Source organism: Thermococcus aegaeus (assembly GCF_055393685.1).
Window position 1 is genome coordinate 957,310 of the sequence record NZ_AP042464.1, and the last position, 14,490, is coordinate 971,799.

12 protein-coding genes, 1 tRNA gene and 1 rRNA gene are annotated in these 14,490 nt (G+C 46.2%); 5 read left to right on the forward strand and 9 right to left on the reverse strand.

Going from position 1 to position 14,490, the window contains the following annotated elements; genetic code table 11:
* Window positions 1–47 precede the first annotated feature (47 nt).
* The 5 genes from ACZ5NL_RS05190 to ACZ5NL_RS05210 form a co-directional block, all read right to left on the reverse strand.
* Window positions 48–124: transfer RNA gene (locus tag ACZ5NL_RS05190), tRNA-Ala, on the reverse strand.
* 54 nt (window positions 125–178) lie between these two features.
* Window positions 179–1,664 (reverse strand): 16S ribosomal RNA (locus ACZ5NL_RS05195).
* 470 nt (window positions 1,665–2,134) lie between these two features.
* Window positions 2,135–2,989, reverse strand: a complete 855-nt coding sequence (locus ACZ5NL_RS05200) for a ribose-phosphate diphosphokinase (protein ID WP_464841150.1) — start codon at window positions 2,987–2,989, stop codon at window positions 2,135–2,137.
* Window positions 2,990–3,033: 44 nt separating this feature from the next.
* Window positions 3,034–3,732 carry a DUF1614 domain-containing protein gene (locus tag ACZ5NL_RS05205; RefSeq protein ID WP_464841151.1) on the reverse strand — a complete coding sequence of 233 codons (699 nt, stop codon included), beginning with the start codon at window positions 3,730–3,732 and terminating at the stop codon, window positions 3,034–3,036.
* Complete coding sequence (locus tag ACZ5NL_RS05210; RefSeq protein WP_464841152.1) at window positions 3,729–4,082, reverse strand: ASCH domain-containing protein; 354 nt, start codon at window positions 4,080–4,082, stop codon at window positions 3,729–3,731. Before ACZ5NL_RS05210 ends, ACZ5NL_RS05205 begins: the two co-directional genes overlap by 4 nt.
* Window positions 4,083–4,183: 101 nt before the next feature.
* On the opposite strand from ACZ5NL_RS05210, the gene ACZ5NL_RS05215 reads away from it, so the two are divergent.
* Window positions 4,184–4,822, forward strand: coding sequence for an MBL fold metallo-hydrolase (locus tag ACZ5NL_RS05215; protein ID WP_464841153.1), 639 nt, complete (start codon window positions 4,184–4,186; stop codon window positions 4,820–4,822).
* Window positions 4,823–4,833: 11 nt separating this feature from the next.
* On the forward strand, window positions 4,834–5,535 hold the full coding sequence (gene radB / locus ACZ5NL_RS05220; RefSeq protein ID WP_464841154.1) for a DNA repair and recombination protein RadB: 702 nt from the start codon (window positions 4,834–4,836) through the stop codon (window positions 5,533–5,535).
* Here radB and ACZ5NL_RS05225 read toward each other — a convergent pair.
* On the reverse strand, window positions 5,495–6,910 hold the full coding sequence (locus tag ACZ5NL_RS05225; RefSeq protein WP_464841155.1) for a ribonuclease FAU-1 family protein: 1,416 nt from the start codon (window positions 6,908–6,910) through the stop codon (window positions 5,495–5,497). The two genes, radB and ACZ5NL_RS05225, sit on opposite strands and share 41 nt — an antisense overlap.
* The gene (locus ACZ5NL_RS05230; RefSeq protein ID WP_464841156.1) at window positions 6,876–7,634 is read right to left on the reverse strand and encodes a hypothetical protein; all 759 of its coding nucleotides are present in this window, start codon (window positions 7,632–7,634) and stop codon (window positions 6,876–6,878) included. Before ACZ5NL_RS05230 ends, ACZ5NL_RS05225 begins: the two co-directional genes overlap by 35 nt.
* A gap of 126 nt (window positions 7,635–7,760) precedes the next feature.
* Here ACZ5NL_RS05230 and moaA point away from each other — a divergent pair, with 126 nt between their 5' ends.
* From moaA to taw22, 3 genes are read left to right on the forward strand one after another with little or no spacing between them, the layout of a single operon-like run.
* Entirely contained in the window at window positions 7,761–8,684 is a 924-nt protein-coding gene (gene moaA / locus ACZ5NL_RS05235; RefSeq protein ID WP_464841157.1) for a GTP 3',8-cyclase MoaA, read from the forward strand.
* 49 nt (window positions 8,685–8,733) lie between these two features.
* A complete protein-coding gene (locus ACZ5NL_RS05240) occupies window positions 8,734–9,594 on the forward strand; it encodes a DUF835 domain-containing protein (RefSeq protein WP_464841158.1) in 861 nt (286 codons plus the stop codon).
* Complete coding sequence (gene taw22, locus ACZ5NL_RS05245) at window positions 9,566–10,576, forward strand: tRNA (guanine(37)-N1)/4-demethylwyosine(37)-methyltransferase Taw22 (RefSeq protein WP_464841159.1); 1,011 nt, start codon at window positions 9,566–9,568, stop codon at window positions 10,574–10,576. The genes ACZ5NL_RS05240 and taw22 overlap by 29 nt, the downstream gene beginning before the upstream one ends.
* Here taw22 and ACZ5NL_RS05250 read toward each other — a convergent pair whose 3' ends face one another.
* Complete coding sequence (locus ACZ5NL_RS05250; protein WP_464841161.1) at window positions 10,577–12,037, reverse strand: replication factor C large subunit; 1,461 nt, start codon at window positions 12,035–12,037, stop codon at window positions 10,577–10,579.
* Window positions 12,038–12,047: 10 nt separating this feature from the next.
* The gene (locus ACZ5NL_RS05255) at window positions 12,048–14,348 is read right to left on the reverse strand and encodes a replication factor C small subunit (RefSeq protein WP_464841162.1); all 2,301 of its coding nucleotides are present in this window, start codon (window positions 14,346–14,348) and stop codon (window positions 12,048–12,050) included.
* Between the last annotated feature and the right edge of the window lie 142 nt (window positions 14,349–14,490).

Here is a 14,490-nt window from a genome sequence, read left to right on the forward strand (position 1 = left end):
CTAGGACCCTTCCACCCCGAGCGTTGCTCGGGATGTGCACCTCTTCGTGGTGGACCGGCCGGGATTTGAACCCGGGGCCTCCGGCTTGCAAAGCCGGCGCTCTCCCAGGCTGAGCTACCGGCCCACGAAAAAGGCAGGCCCAACACCCCTTAAGCCCCCCGGATGGGTTTCCGGCGATAGGAGGTGATCGAGCCGTAGGTTCCCCTACGGCTACCTTGTTACGACTTCTCCCCCCTCACGGAGCCCGGACTCGACCCCGCCCAGAGGACGGAGCCTCATCCAGACCCCGCTCGGGTGGAGTGACGGGCGGTGTGTGCAAGGAGCAGGGACGTATTCGCCGCGCGATGATGACACGCGGGTACTAGGGATTCCAGCTTCACGCGGGCGAGTTGCAGCCCGCGATCCGAACTGGGGGCGGGTTTAGGGGATTCCCTTCCCCTTTCGGGGTCGGATCCCATTGTCCCGCCCATTGTAGCGCGCGTGTAGCCCGGGGGTTTCGGGGCATACTGACCTACCGTCGCCCGCTCCTTCCTCCGGCTTATCGCCGGCAGTCCCCCCAGAGTGCCCCCTTCCCAGCGGGAAGGGCTGGCAACTGGGGGCGCGGGTCTCGCTCGTTACCACACTTAAGTGGACGCCTCACGGTACGAGCTGACGGCGGCCATGCACCTCCTCTCGGCGTGTCCGGCAAGACCTTCAGCCTGGCCTTCATCCTGCCGTCGCCCCCGGTGAGGTTCCCGGCGTTGAATCCAATTAAACCGCACGCTCCACCCCTTGTAGTGCTCCCCCGCCAATTCCTTTAAGTTTCAGCCTTGCGGCCGTACTCCCCAGGCGGCGGGCTTAACGGCTTCCCTACGGCACCGGGCGAGCTCGAAGCTCGCCCGACACCTAGCCCGCATCCTTTACAGCCAGGACTACCCGGGTATCTAATCCGGTTTGCTCCCCTGGCCTTCGTCCCTCACCGTCGGACCCGTTCCAGCGGGGCGCCTTCGCCACTGGCGGTCCCCCTGGGATTATAGGATTTCACCCCTACCCCAGGGGTACCCCCCGCCTCTCCCGGTCCCAAGGCCCGCAGTATCCCCAGCAAGCCCCACGGTTGAGCCGTGGGATTTCGCCAGGGACTTACGGGCCCGGCTACGGACGCTTTAGGCCCAATAATAGCGGCCACCACTCGGGCCGCCGGTATTACCGCGGCGGCTGCCACCGGCCTTGCCCAGCCCTTATTCCCGGAGCTTTTTACACTCCGGAAAAGCCGTGGCGATGCCACGGCACTCGGGGTCCCCCCGTCGCGGTTTCCCGCATTGCGGAGGTTTCGCGCCTGCTGCGCCCCGTAGGGCCTGGACCCGTGTCTCAGTGTCCATCTCCGGGCTCCTGCTCTCACAGCCCGTACCGATCTTCGGCTTGGTGGGCCGTTACCCCACCAACTACCTAATCGGCCGCCGGCCCATCCTCGGGCGGGCAAAAGCCCCTTTCGGCCTGAGGACCTTCCAGTACCTCAGGCCTATGGGGGATTAGCCCCAGTTTCCCGGGGTTATCCCCCTCCCGAGGGTAGGTTACCGACGTGTTACTGAGCCGTCCGCCGGTGGTGTCCCAGAGGGACACCCCCGTGACTCGCATGGCTTAGTCGGACCCCGATAGCAGTGGCCTCCGGCAGGATCAACCGGAATTGCTATTAGGAGTACGGCCGGTGGGACTCCCCTCAAAGGGGAGTACCATAAAACCCATCCGGGGTTTGGTCGGGGTGTTGGGCCTGCCTTACCCCCGAGGGGTCCCCTTTCGGGTTTCCTCGGGAGCGCACTTCGTTGTGCCCAAGGCTGGAGGGCGGGGTTCATTGTTGGGTGCTTTGCACCCACTCCCCTCGACGCCGCCGTTTTATGCCTGGGCTTTGGGCACCCTTATTCGGGCGCTCCACCCTATAGCCCGAGACCCCCACAATGAAAAATTTTTGCAAAGCTTTGAGAAGCCGTATTTTTAGTAAAGAAGCTGTTAAAAAAGAGTTTGCTATGTCCTAATTTTAAACACTTATATGGTTAAAACATTCCCCATTAAGCATGTGTTTGAACTTCACTCAAAACCAAAAATAATGAAGGCAAACAGAACTCCTCAAAACAAATGAAAATAGGACATCAAAGGGCTTTTAAAGTGTTAAAATATCCTCTACCAAGCTTATTTTTGAAACTGGAGTAGGGATAGTATTGGTCACAGCAAGTTCATCAACTGCTTTGCTAACCCTCTCAATCGCCCCTTCGGCAAAGACTCCGTGAGTTGCGACGACGAATATTTTTCCAGCACCCATTTCTCTAAGTATAGCAGCTGCTTTCACCATTGTGCCCCCAGTGCTTATAATGTCATCGACTATAAGCACATTTCTCCCTTTTACATCAACTTCTACTGGGGTCATCTGGACTTCAGTTGGGGAGATACGTTTCTTTTCGAAGTAGCTAAACTCCACATCGAGAAGCTCTGCAACAGCTTTTGCTCTATCCAATGCCCCTTTATCCGGAGCCAGAACCAATCCTTCACCAAGTTTTTCTCCAAAGTACTCGGCTATGGCTCTTGCAGGGCTTAAATTAACTGCCTTCCCAGAGAAATATTTCAAAGTTTTTGGATTATGAATATCAAAAACATAGAGTTCGTCGTAATAGAGACCAAGCGCCTTCATAATTGCCCTAACGCTTATCGGTTCTCCTTCTTTAGTAACCCTATCCTGTCTTGAATAAGCCAGATATGGTACCACCGCCTTAAGATGCTCAAATCCTTTCTCCCTAAGTGCATCTCCCAAGAGAAGGAGCTCAATAAGATGTTCATCTTGAGGGTTAAACGTGGACTGAACAACAATAGCTTCTTTCCCCTCCCCAAGAACTCTCACATACTTTTCTCCATCGGGGAACTTCTTTATCTCAACATCCAAAACTTCTTTGTTGTGCTTATTCACTTTCATCTTGATTTCTTCAGCCATGTGGTAAGCTCCACTCCCCAACACTACTTTCATCACAACCACCTCAGAGAAAATAGGTTTAGCTTTTAATATCTTTTTCATACTAACAAAACTGCAATGATTCCAGCAAGAAAAATACCATCAAAGGTCCCAGCACCACCTATGCTAACCATCGGAGCCCCGAGATCTTTGAGCTTGTTCCAGTTTAGCAAATCAGCCCCTATGAGGACGCCCATCGTACCGCTTGTATATGCCACCAAGGGTCTATTTGGAGCCCCTATAGTAAGAGCAAGGAGAGCAGCGACTAATGGAGGCACAAAAGTTGGAATTGCTATGCCTAATCCTTTCACCGGTCTTGAAAAGGCCTTGCTAATGATCGTTGAGACAAAAACAGCGATCGCCACTCTAATCAAAAGATCATTTTGTTCAAGGATCATAAGCCTCAATATCTCGTAGAGAACCACACTAAGAGGAACAAGGGCACCGCCAACGTTAACACTAACTATTGTTTTTTGCTCACCCCAGTCAACGTACGGAACTGGATAGGTAATGCCAAAAAACGACACTTTAGCGACTCTAACAATTGGCCCGTAGGTTCTAATTTCTTTAACCGGAATGTTAATGAAGCTTCCTATTAAAGATGCCCAGAACAGCGTAAAAGCAACCGGAAGAGGAAGTCCCAACTTTTGAAATGCCAGCGTTATTGTACCCGCAAAGAGTATGAAGAGGACAGGTACTAGGAAAATCAGGAGAATTAAGAAAGGCAAAGTCAGAGGTAGAAAAAAGTACCTCCTCACTCCTTGAACCCCCTGATATTAACCCATATTTGAGCACCTTTTGGCATTATAACTTCCAATGGCTTTTCAAACTTCACCGGGTTTTTGAAAACCCACGCGTAAAGTCTCTTACCGTTTGAATATTCCTTTAAGAACTCATACCCCACCCTATGCTTTTCTTTATGAGCTTTTAATTCCTCAGGTGTAAAGGGGCCGAGCACATCTACAAGTTCAGCTTTTCCTATTGCAAAACCCCTGTTTATAATGTAAACTTCTCCCCTAATCTTGGTAGAGCTCTTTCTAATCTCCCATATCTTCTTTCCTTCCACGATCCAAGAAGCAAATGGTTCTTTGACTATTAGCCCTTTCATATTCCTCCAAATCGAAATAATGATAATCCCTTTATAAAACCAACGTTTGATGGGAAAGATTTAAGTGGAGTTTCAATCTATTATTCTCGGAGGCTACGCCTATGAAGATTATCTGGTATGGTCATGCGTGTTTTTGGATTGAAATAAATGGCGTGAAAATTCTGATAGACCCCTATGAATATGTCAACGACGATGCCATAGATGGCATCGATTACATACTGGTTACCCATGAACACATAGACCACTACGGCAAAACACCTCTTCTGGCGAGACTTAGAGAGGCTACCGTAATAGGGCCAAAACCTGTTTATCTAATGGCAATAAGTGATGGAATAACCAAAGTCATGGAAATAGAAGGGGGACAAGAGATAGAGCTCGGGAACGGGGTTAGGGTAAAGGCAATATTTGTAGAACATCCATCAAGCCAGTACCCAGTAGGATACATTATATCCAATGAGCAAAAGACAATTTTTCATCCGGGAGATACATATTACAGCCCGATTTTCAAGAATTTCCGGGGCAAGATAGATATCCTTTTCGTTCCAATAAGCGGAAGGTCAACTGCAAACGTGAGAGAGGCAGCAAACATAGTTGAAGTAATTAGGCCGAAAGTAGTAATACCAATGCACTACGGCGTTTACAGTGAGGGGAGTGTGGAAGAGCTCATTAAAGAGCTCAGAGAGAGGAGAATATGGGTTCTAGTAAAAGTCCCGGAAGTTGGAAAGCCCCTTGAAGTATAGCGGTGTGGATAATGCTAACCACCGGCAGTAAGAGCTTAGACGAATTGCTAGGTGGAGGAATAGGCAAGGGAGTATTGACTCAGATATATGGTGCATTTGCTACCGGGAAGACTACCCTAGCAATGCAGGTGGGCCTTTTAAATAACGGAAAAGTGGCTTATATAGATACTGAAGGAGGATTTTCCCCCGAGAGATTAGCAACTATGGCCGAGACAAGAGGACTCGACAAAGAAAAAATCCTCCAGAAATTTCTCGTGTTCGAACCGTTTGACTTCAAAGAGCAGAAAAAAACTATATCAGGTCTTAAAAAGATCGTAAATGAAAAATTCTCCCTGATTGTTGTGGACTCAATAACCAATCATTACAGAATAGAGGAAAACAAAAGTGCAGTTACTGCTGATCTCGGAAAGCAACTCCAGATTTTGCTTTGGCTTGCAAGAAAATACAATCTGGGAGTTATTGTTGTAAACCAAGTCTATTTCGACTCAAAGCACAACCTCCTAAAGCCGATAGCCGAGCATACCCTGGGATATAAGTGTAAAGACATCCTCAGATTAGAAAAGCTAAGGGATGGCTTTAGAATTGCAGTTTTAGAGAGGCACAGATTTAAGCCAGAGGGAGGCATTGTTTACTTTAGAATAACGGATAAAGGAATAGAAGATGTGGAAAAAGCTAAATCTTCTCAAAAAGCTCCTGAGTCAGCCTTACTATAGCCTTGTACAGCTTCTCACTTATAACTCCATCCTCATAGTGCCTCCTGAGCTCATCCTTGTCTACAATCTCCTTCTTTCCATCGGGCCACTTCACGATATCGACCTCTAAATCAACGTATCTTGCCCTATCTGGATATATTTCAACTGGGGTGCAGATGTTGTAGTATTCTCCCTTTAGGTTGCCATCTCTATCATAATAGCTGTGCTTAAACCACCATTTTCCTTCTTCAATCTCAGTTATTGCATAATCCCCAGCTTCTATTGGTAAGTCCAAGCCATCATAGAATCTACCGGGTTTTAGATTCCTTCTTACCTTCAGCTTTAGGGGATTTAGAGAAACCTCAACCACTTCTCCTGGGCCTATTTTGATTACTTGACCGTCTGGCTTAACGTGCTCAAACCTAAAAAGCCATCCCTGCTTTGGCCCCTTATTGTTGATTAATGCCTCCAAAAAGCCTTCACTAACCTTTTTTCTCTGAGAGGGGATCTTGCTTAGAATTCCCTCCCCAATTTCAACGGCAAAGCCAAACTCGGGATCGTATGCCTTAAACTTGTGATGTCCTTCTATCGTAGGGACTACCGTATTTCTTATGTCGTCAAGCTTTGCCTTTGCCGCACCGCCAAATTCAACCTCATAGATGTCTCTACCCTCAACTATTTGGGCAGGAGCAGAGTATTTTTCAGCCTCTTTCAGCTTTTCAGCGATCTTTGAAAGCTTTATTAGCTCATCCCGTAGGAGATTCCAATCTTTATACGCAGCTGCCGTTCTCCACAAAACCCCCCATTCTCCAAGATCGACACTCAATCCAAGTATTCTAAGCCTTTCTCTCTCTGATTGATCCCTAATCTTCCTTGATATTTTCACATGTCTCTGGGTTCCAACGGGTTTTGGAATAAGCACTGCATAGTCCCCTGGTATAGTGAGTAAGACACTCAAATGAGGAAGGAGGTTGTTTTTCTTGACCTGAACAAGCACCTCGTCCCCTTCAACAGCATCTGGAAACTCTTCTATTAGCAAAGTTCCAATTGCATTCCCTATGTCCACATACACATATCTTTCGTCCTTTTTGATAACGATTCCTTTATATATTCCATAAAGCTGGTAGGGCATTTTTCTAAAGAAAACGTCTAAAAACTTCTCCTCAAAAACCTTCTTAACTTCTTCAACTTTTTCTCCAACCAACACCACACCATGGGAGTCTTTTTTGTCTTGAATATCCACATCGAACTCATCGTAGACCTTTTCAATGCCCAGTCTTTCAGCGATCTTCTGACTCGGCTGGCTTATCTTAAAGCCTTCATCGAGGAGCAACTTTGTCAAAGCCGTGCTGTATATTCCTCTAATCCTCACCGAAACCTCTGAGTTTGTAGACATATTCACCACCTCTTTCCCGTTTTTCCACAACACCAATGAGCGTTAAGCCTTCGAGGATTTTAGCGGCATGTTCTCTCTCAACACCGCTGTTCTTTTCTACGTTTCTCACCTCAACCCACAGCAGTCCCTTTGAATGCCAGTCCCTTAAGGCTTCTTCAACTTTATGAACCCATGAGGGGTTGGTGTAGAGGTAGTAGATGAATGAGATTAAGAGCTCAAGTTTCTCATCCAAATTTTCTATCTTTTTTATTTTGTCAACAATGTTGGCCGGTGGTAGTTTCCTCTCCTCACTTATAAATATAAGCCCCTCAAGTTCTCCAGTTAGCTTTTGAATTGTTTGGGTGATTGAGTAATCATATACCCTATAATACTGCAACAACCTCTGGAGGGATGCATTTATTTTGGCTTTTTCAGTGAAGCTCATTTTCGGATTCTCAACTAAAAGAAGGAGTTCCTCTAATCGAAATTTCATTTGATGCTCGTTTTTTTGAAGCTCTTTTGCGAGCTGCTCAAAGTCTCCCCCAAGAAGAGAAGACGCCTTTCCTATTTGAGACGCTACATCAAATTTTTTCTCAATGATGCCATAAAGCTCGGACAGCAGGTCTTTTAACTCTTCAAACTCCCATGATGATGAAAGGGAGTATACACGAAGAAAGCCCTTTTGGAACTCTTTGTGGAGAACCTCAGCCTCTTTAACAAGTTCACGAATTTTATTTGTGTCCACCTTCATCCCCTACATTATATACTCCCTCATTGTTCTTTTACTTTTCGCAGCTTTTGTGGTTAACATAATTGTTTACCCAAAATCTTTTTTTAAAGCAATGATGTTTTAAGTAATAGAGGGGAGCGCATGGTTTTAGTGGATCGCTTTGGAAGACCGGTGACAAATCTGAGAATTTCTCTCACAAATGAGTGCAACTTAAACTGCTTCTACTGCCACAGAGAGGGGCAAACCCTCAGCTTCCAAGGGATGAAACCAGAAGAAATAGAAAGGATAGTCAGAATAGCGTCCCAGCTTGGCATAAAAAAGGTCAAGTTAACCGGAGGGGAACCGACTATTAGAAAAGATATCGTTGAGATAGTGAGGAGAATACGGCCTTACGTTGAAGATCTATCTATGACCACCAACGGAACAACAATGAAGCTACTGGCAGAGCCATTAAAAGAAGCTGGACTCGATAGGGTAAACATAAGTCTCGATACTCTTGACAGGAAAAAATATAAAGCAATTACTGGATTTGACGTGCTTCCTCAGGTTCTTGAAGGAATCGAGAAAGCCGTCAAGCTCTTCTATCCAGTTAAGCTTAACATGGTTGTCATGAAAGGTCTCAACGATGGGGAAATATGGGATATGATAAACTACGCTGCCCGAAAAAACACCATTCTTCAGCTAATTGAAATCGAAGTCCCAAGGGAGATGGAGGACTCATGGTTTTTCAAAAAGTATTTTTATCCGCTAAAACCTCTGGAAGAGAAATTTGAGGAGATCGCGGTGGATGTAAAGGAAAGACGAATGCACAGGAGAAAGAAATACTTTATTCCCACAGACTACGGCATCGCCGAGGTTGAAGTCGTTAGGTCAATGCACAACACAATATTCTGTGCAAACTGCACTAGGATAAGGCTCACTTCAACGGGCCATCTAAAGACCTGCCTCCTGAGAAGGGATGACCTCGTAGATATCCTAACTCCAATAAGGAACAACGCCTCCGATGAGGAGCTTATCGAAATTTTTAAAAGGGCTATTCTAATGCGAGAACCCTATTGGAAATGAAAAGTATTTAAATAATGCCTTAGAGTACTCTAACCTAGAGGGAGAAGCAATGTACATGAATCTCTTTGGAGTCCTAACAGGTTCAGGTCTTACAGCAATAGGAATAGCCCTCAGCATAAGAGCGTTTCATTACTACAAAAACATCGAGGAACCTGGGAAAAACTTAGCTAGGAACTTTTTAATTTCCGCTTCCCTTTTCACCGCGGGCTCACTTGGGGTTGTGATCGATTCTCTAACTGAAATGCAGTTATGGTTTGTAATGGCAATTTTCTACACCCTCTCTTACATAATTTTGGTTTCGTCCGTTCTCTACTATCTCAATGCTCTAAGTCCCCAGGAAGTAAAACCAAGAAAATACCCAGAAAAAATATCGCTTTCACCAATAACTGGGGCATATGTGTTTAAAAAGCCGGCAAGCCCCCATGCTCTGACATTTTTGTCGAGACATTCAAACGGACTCCTTGTTGTGAGTAGGGCTCAAAAGGAGTTATGGATAAAAAAATACCAGCTGGAGCCAGATAAGTTTATATGGCTGAGCAGATTAGAGAAAGAAGGCGCAGGAGATCCTACAAAGCTCCACGTTATTCAAGATGCTATTTTAAGGTTCTTGAGAGAAAAAGGTGGAAAGGCAGTTGTGTATTTCGAGGGAATTGAGTATCTAATCCTCTACAACGACTTTTCTTCCGTTGCAAAGTTTTTGTTCTCGTTAAAGGATTACGTAATCTCCAACGAGTCAATGCTAATCTTATATTTGCCTCCAAACGTCCTAGACAAAACTCAAGAGACAACACTCTTGAAAGAGTTTCAGGAAAAGAGGGAAGAGGAGCTCATTAAGGAGATTTCCCAAAAATTGTTTGCGGCACTGCTAGAGGGAGAGGATCATGCCAGCGGTGAGGGTAAAGAAGAGTGAAGCAGAAGAGGCAAAGAGGATTCTTAAGCGAGTGGGGATTTATGATGGAAAGAGAAGACCAAGAAGAGAAGAAGAAAACATTCTTTTTCCTATAACAGACCCAGAGAAAGCCAAAAATCTTGGATTTGAGGTTGTGGATATTGAGCTCCCTCTCAGACCGGAAAGACAAATTTACAAAAACCTTGAGAGCATCTTAAAGGACAAGTTTACTAAAGAGGAGCTAAACTTTCTCAGGCGTTACGATGTCGTAGGGGACATAGCGGTAATTCAAATCCCGCCGGAAATAGAGCACAGAGAAAAGGAGATAGTTGAGGCATTGCTTAAGGTGCATCCATTTCTAAAGGTGATAGCGAAGAAAGGATTCCACAGAGGTGTCTTCAGGATAAGGGACTACTCAATAATATGGGGAGAAAAGAGGCTCACAACAGTGCACAAAGAGAATGGTGTAAAAATTAAAGTTGACCTAAGCAAAGCCTTCTTCAACCCCAGAATGAAAGGAGAGAGGTACAGGTTGGCTCAACTTGTAAAAGATGGGGAGAGAGTTCTCTTGATGTTTGCTGGAATTCTACCATATGCCCTCGTGATTGCAAGATACAAAAACGCTAAAATAACAGCCGTAGAGTTAAACGAAGATGCCATAAAGCTCGGCATTGAAAACATTCAGTTAAACAGGGATAAACTCAAGGGTAGCATAGAGATCATCAAGGGAGATGTATTTGATGTTGTTCCAAAGCTTGGGACTTTTGATAGGGTTATAAGTCCAACCCCAAAAGGTGTTGATGCCCTCAGACTGGCACTTGAAAAAGCTAAAAACTGGGTTCATTACTATGATTTTGTTCACGAAAGCAAAATAGAGGACTTTAAAGAGAGAATCATCAGTGAGTGTAAAGAGCTCGGAAAAGAATGCAAGGTAGAGATAAAGAAAGTTTCCGACTACAAACCCCATGTCTTTAAGGTCTGTGCAGATGTTGAGCTTCTCTAATCACTTCTTCAGGAAGTCAAAGAGAGTAGCCTGTTTGCCTTTCTTCTCTTTCTTTTCCTTAGGCTTTTCTTCAACTTCTTTTCTTTCCTCTATTTCTTCTCCAATTTCTTCAGCCTCTTCAATTTCCTCTTCCTCTGACTCTTCTTCAGTGATTTCCTCCTCGTCAATAGTCTCAGCTTCAATTGTTTCAATTCTTATTTCAAGCTCCGTTTTCGTTTCCTTCAACTTTCTATGAATGGCCAGCATCTTCCCTTTGATCTTTGCCGCCTTTTCTTTATCCTCAGTAAGGAGCTCAATCTCCTTATCCCCTAAGTCGAGAAAAACTGCTATATGAGCTGCAACATCCGGGTTGTTAGCAAATATGGCTTTGAATATCTGCATTGTTTCAATAGCCTCAAGTTTGCTCATGTGCATCTCCTTCATTATCTTCTTCACTATGGAATCCCTGATAGAGCGTTCTTCCTTAGTATCCCTGAGCATTTTAAGAGTTTTTGGAGGATAAAAGCGCATAAATCCCTTTTTCTTTACCCCCGAAACAGCAACTCCAGCAGTCATCATGTCTATTGCATACTTCCATAAACCGTAGTTCCCTGTTCTTGTTGCTCTTCCGAGGTATATATCAGCTCTGCTTATAGCCTCATACGCTCTCGCAATATCCTCCGGTTTGTAGTATACATAGGGGATGTTTTCTTCAATCCAGAGGAGAACTTCGTCTGGGGTGTTGTCAAGGTTCATGAGAGCCATTTTTGCCCTTTTTGCATTATCTGTGGCAAATATCATACCCAGAGCTTCAAAAATCGACTTCTCAACATCCCTGTATGCCAGAACAAGCTCGGCATCCTCAACACCGCCACTTACGAGATTTTGGAGGTCATTTATCGCTGCTCTTAAGTCTCCCCTAGCCCTTTTTGCAATTTCCTGCAGGACCTCCTTAGGAACAAAAATACCCTCCGCTTTTACAATCCTAAAGAGAGCTTTTAAAATATCCCTCTGGCTCAAACGCTTGTACTCCACTATTTCCGCTTTGTTCCTTATCTCCAATGGTACTTCCCAGTATCTGTTGGCAGACATTATTATAGGATTCCTGGCCTTGTCTATGAGCTTTGCTATCTCCTTTGCTCCCGAAGGCTCTATGTTATCGGCTTCATCAAGAAAGATCAACTTCCTCCTCCTTCCAAATACGTCCATTGTATAGGCCGCATTGAGGTAGCGCTCTATCTTCCCATAGGTTCTCTCATCACTTGCGTTGAGCTCAATTACCTCAAACTTATACTCATTAGCTAGAGCATAAACGGTCGTGGTCTTTCCGCTACCCGGAGGACCTGCAAGGAGGAGGGCTTTTTTCTTGGGAGTTCCATGAAACCAGCTTTCAATCCATGCTCTAACTTTTTCCAATGCCTTTTCCTGATTTACTATCTCCACAAGCCTTTTTGGTCTGTACTTTTCAACCCATGGTAGCATCTGAACTCACCTAATCCTTGCCAAGCAGTGTAAACTGAGCCAAGAGAGCTTCAAGCTGAATCATTTCATTGGCTCCCTCAACAAGCCTGAAGTTGTATTCTCCAATTTTATCCGCCAAGGCAACCTTCTTCGGTTCACTTATTGGAAGATTGAACACCTCTTTGTGCATCTGGATCAAAACATCTTCTCCGCTTAATCCTTGCTTTAGGAGTATCTCCCTAAGCTTGTCTCTAGCTTTGAGGAAATTGCCTTCTAAAGCTAGGAGCATCATTTCCCTAACGTCTTCTGGCCTAGCTCTGCTGGCAACAAGAAAGACATTCTCATCAGTTATTCTTGTATCTAATGCAGCTGCGGCTTGAAGAACGTTTATGGCTCTTCTCAAGTCCCCTTCTGCAACATATAGTATGGCTTGAAGGCCTTCCTCGGTTAGCTCAAGCCCTTCGTTTTCAGCTATGTATTTTAACCTCTTTGCAATGTCCTCGTCTTTTAACGGCCTAAAGCGGAATATGGCGCATCTTGACTGGATCGGCTCGATGATCTTTGACGAATAGTTACAGGATAAGATAAATCTTACGTTGCTCGAAAACATCTCCATTGTTCTTCTTAATGCTTGCTGGGCGTCCTGGGTCAGAGCGTCCGCCTCGTCAAGAAAGATTATCTTGAAGCTCGCGCCGCCTATCGGCTTCGTTCTTGCAAACTCCTTTACTTTCTCACGAATGACGTTTATGCCGCGCTCGTCCGAGTTGTGGAGGAGAACCGGTATCTCACCAGCGAAGAACATCTCGTTGCCCGGAACACTTACATCATATACGAAGTCGTTGTACTCAACAAGCTCGACCTTTTTAACCACCAATGCGTGGAGGTCAGTGCCCGCTAACTTCTTCAGCGTTTCAAGGACTTTCTTGCCTCTGGTGTCAAGCCTTGTCTCATCCACCATTGGGAGGATTTTCTTCAGGGTCTCCTTTCTCACGCGCTTCTTGCCCTCGTAGAGCTGGTGCCTCAGTTCATAGCGCCAGTTTCCGTCTATGGCGTGCTCTATGGACTTTAGCATCTTAACTACCGGCTCAGCTGGGAGGAGCTCTGCCTTGCTCCACTTCATGCCACCCTTCCAGATAAGCCTCGCCTCTCTGTCAAAGACGCTCGCCTCAATTCCGGAAATCCTCGCCAGCCAGACCGTGTCTATGAGCAAATCCCTTGAAACCGAGGAGATCCTTACAACTCCGCCCCACTCCCCGGTTCCGTCGCCGTCGGCGAGTCCCCTGAGGAAGGCTATCCTCTCGTGAACCGGGAACTCAAACACAAAGCCGGGAATCCTCTTGTTCTCTGCCCTCCTTCCGTTGCCATCGTAGAAGTTCTCGTCAAAGAACTTGGCCAGCTGGGTGCTCAGGAACCTGATCTGGTATGCGCTCTTCTTTGAGCGGTCAAAGCCTGAGGAGGTGTAGTTCTCGTAGAGGCTGACGCCCAGCCCCTCGGCGAACTCCCTGACGCGGTTTATCAGCTCCCTCTCGTGGCTCCCGAGGGTGTAGATGATCTGACCTGAAGTGTTCCCCTTAAAGCCAACTGCCCCCTCGGCCGCGTATAGGCCGAGCATGTAGGATAGCTCCTCACCAACCGGAAGCGCCTCAAAGGTTCTCGTTCTCGCGCTCTCCTTGATTCCATATTCTCTCATGTCTAGGACGTCGAGGAAGCCCTCCAAGTTCGCCGTGAAGCTTAGAACGATAGACCCCTCGCTCAGCTCGCTTGCCTTCACCGTTTCAAGCCCGTTCTCCGTGAGCACCATAACCGAGTGGTTGCCGGTCAGTTCAAGCTTTCCACCGCCCTCAAGGTGGACGCGAAGTATGACCGGAACGCGGTGGCGGATTATTTTCCTAACCTTCGCCCATCTGACACGGTAGCTCTCGTCAACGGTGAGTACTTCGAGGTTCGAGGCATCTTTGTAGGAGACATCGCCGTCGCTTTCGTCGAAGTAAAGCCTGTCCAGCTCGGCAAAAGTGGTCCTGAGGATTCTTCCGTTGATTCTCACCAGTATCGGCGTGTCTTTGGAGACGGAGGCATTTAGCTCGAGGAAATTATGCCTCCAGTTCTCTCCAAAGAGTTCTCGCGCTAAAGCCAGCGCACTGGTCGTTTTCCCCGTACCAGGCGGCCCTGCAAATAAAAGATGCGGCATTGAACCTGTCCTAACATAGTGCTTGAGCCTCTTTACTATGTGATCTTGCCCTACAATGTCGTCAAGCCTCTCAGGCCTATACTTCTCAACCCACGGTTTTTCAAGAATCTTAACTTCCTTAACCTCTTTTACTTCTTCAACCATTGCAACCACCTATTATCGTGACCTAAACACTTTATAATCACGAGAATATTTAAATTCTTTGGAGCCCTTCAAAGGATTCCCAAAACTTCATCAAAAGGAGATTGTTGTCCAGCCTATTGTCTGTTGAGGTGCATGAAAAAAT

Excerpts from the sequence above, each read along its gene's own strand:
- ACZ5NL_RS05210 (WP_464841152.1), bottom strand. The coding sequence starts at position 4,082 with ATGAAAGGGCTAATAGTCAAAGAACCATTTGCTTCTTGGATCGTGGAA.
- taw22 (WP_464841159.1), top strand. The coding sequence starts at position 9,566 with ATGCCAGCGGTGAGGGTAAAGAAGAGTGAAGCAGAAGAGGCAAAGAGG.
- ACZ5NL_RS05250 (WP_464841161.1), bottom strand. The coding sequence starts at position 12,037 with ATGCTACCATGGGTTGAAAAGTACAGACCAAAAAGGCTTGTGGAGATA.
- ACZ5NL_RS05255 (WP_464841162.1), bottom strand. The coding sequence starts at position 14,348 with ATGGTTGAAGAAGTAAAAGAGGTTAAGGAAGTTAAGATTCTTGAAAAA.
- ACZ5NL_RS05200 (WP_464841150.1), bottom strand. The coding sequence starts at position 2,989 with ATGAAAGTAGTGTTGGGGAGTGGAGCTTACCACATGGCTGAAGAAATC.
- ACZ5NL_RS05225 (WP_464841155.1), bottom strand. The coding sequence starts at position 6,910 with ATGTCTACAAACTCAGAGGTTTCGGTGAGGATTAGAGGAATATACAGC.
- radB (WP_464841154.1), top strand. The coding sequence starts at position 4,834 with ATGCTAACCACCGGCAGTAAGAGCTTAGACGAATTGCTAGGTGGAGGA.
- ACZ5NL_RS05215 (WP_464841153.1), top strand. The coding sequence starts at position 4,184 with ATGAAGATTATCTGGTATGGTCATGCGTGTTTTTGGATTGAAATAAAT.
- moaA (WP_464841157.1), top strand. The coding sequence starts at position 7,761 with ATGGTTTTAGTGGATCGCTTTGGAAGACCGGTGACAAATCTGAGAATT.
- ACZ5NL_RS05240 (WP_464841158.1), top strand. The coding sequence starts at position 8,734 with ATGTACATGAATCTCTTTGGAGTCCTAACAGGTTCAGGTCTTACAGCA.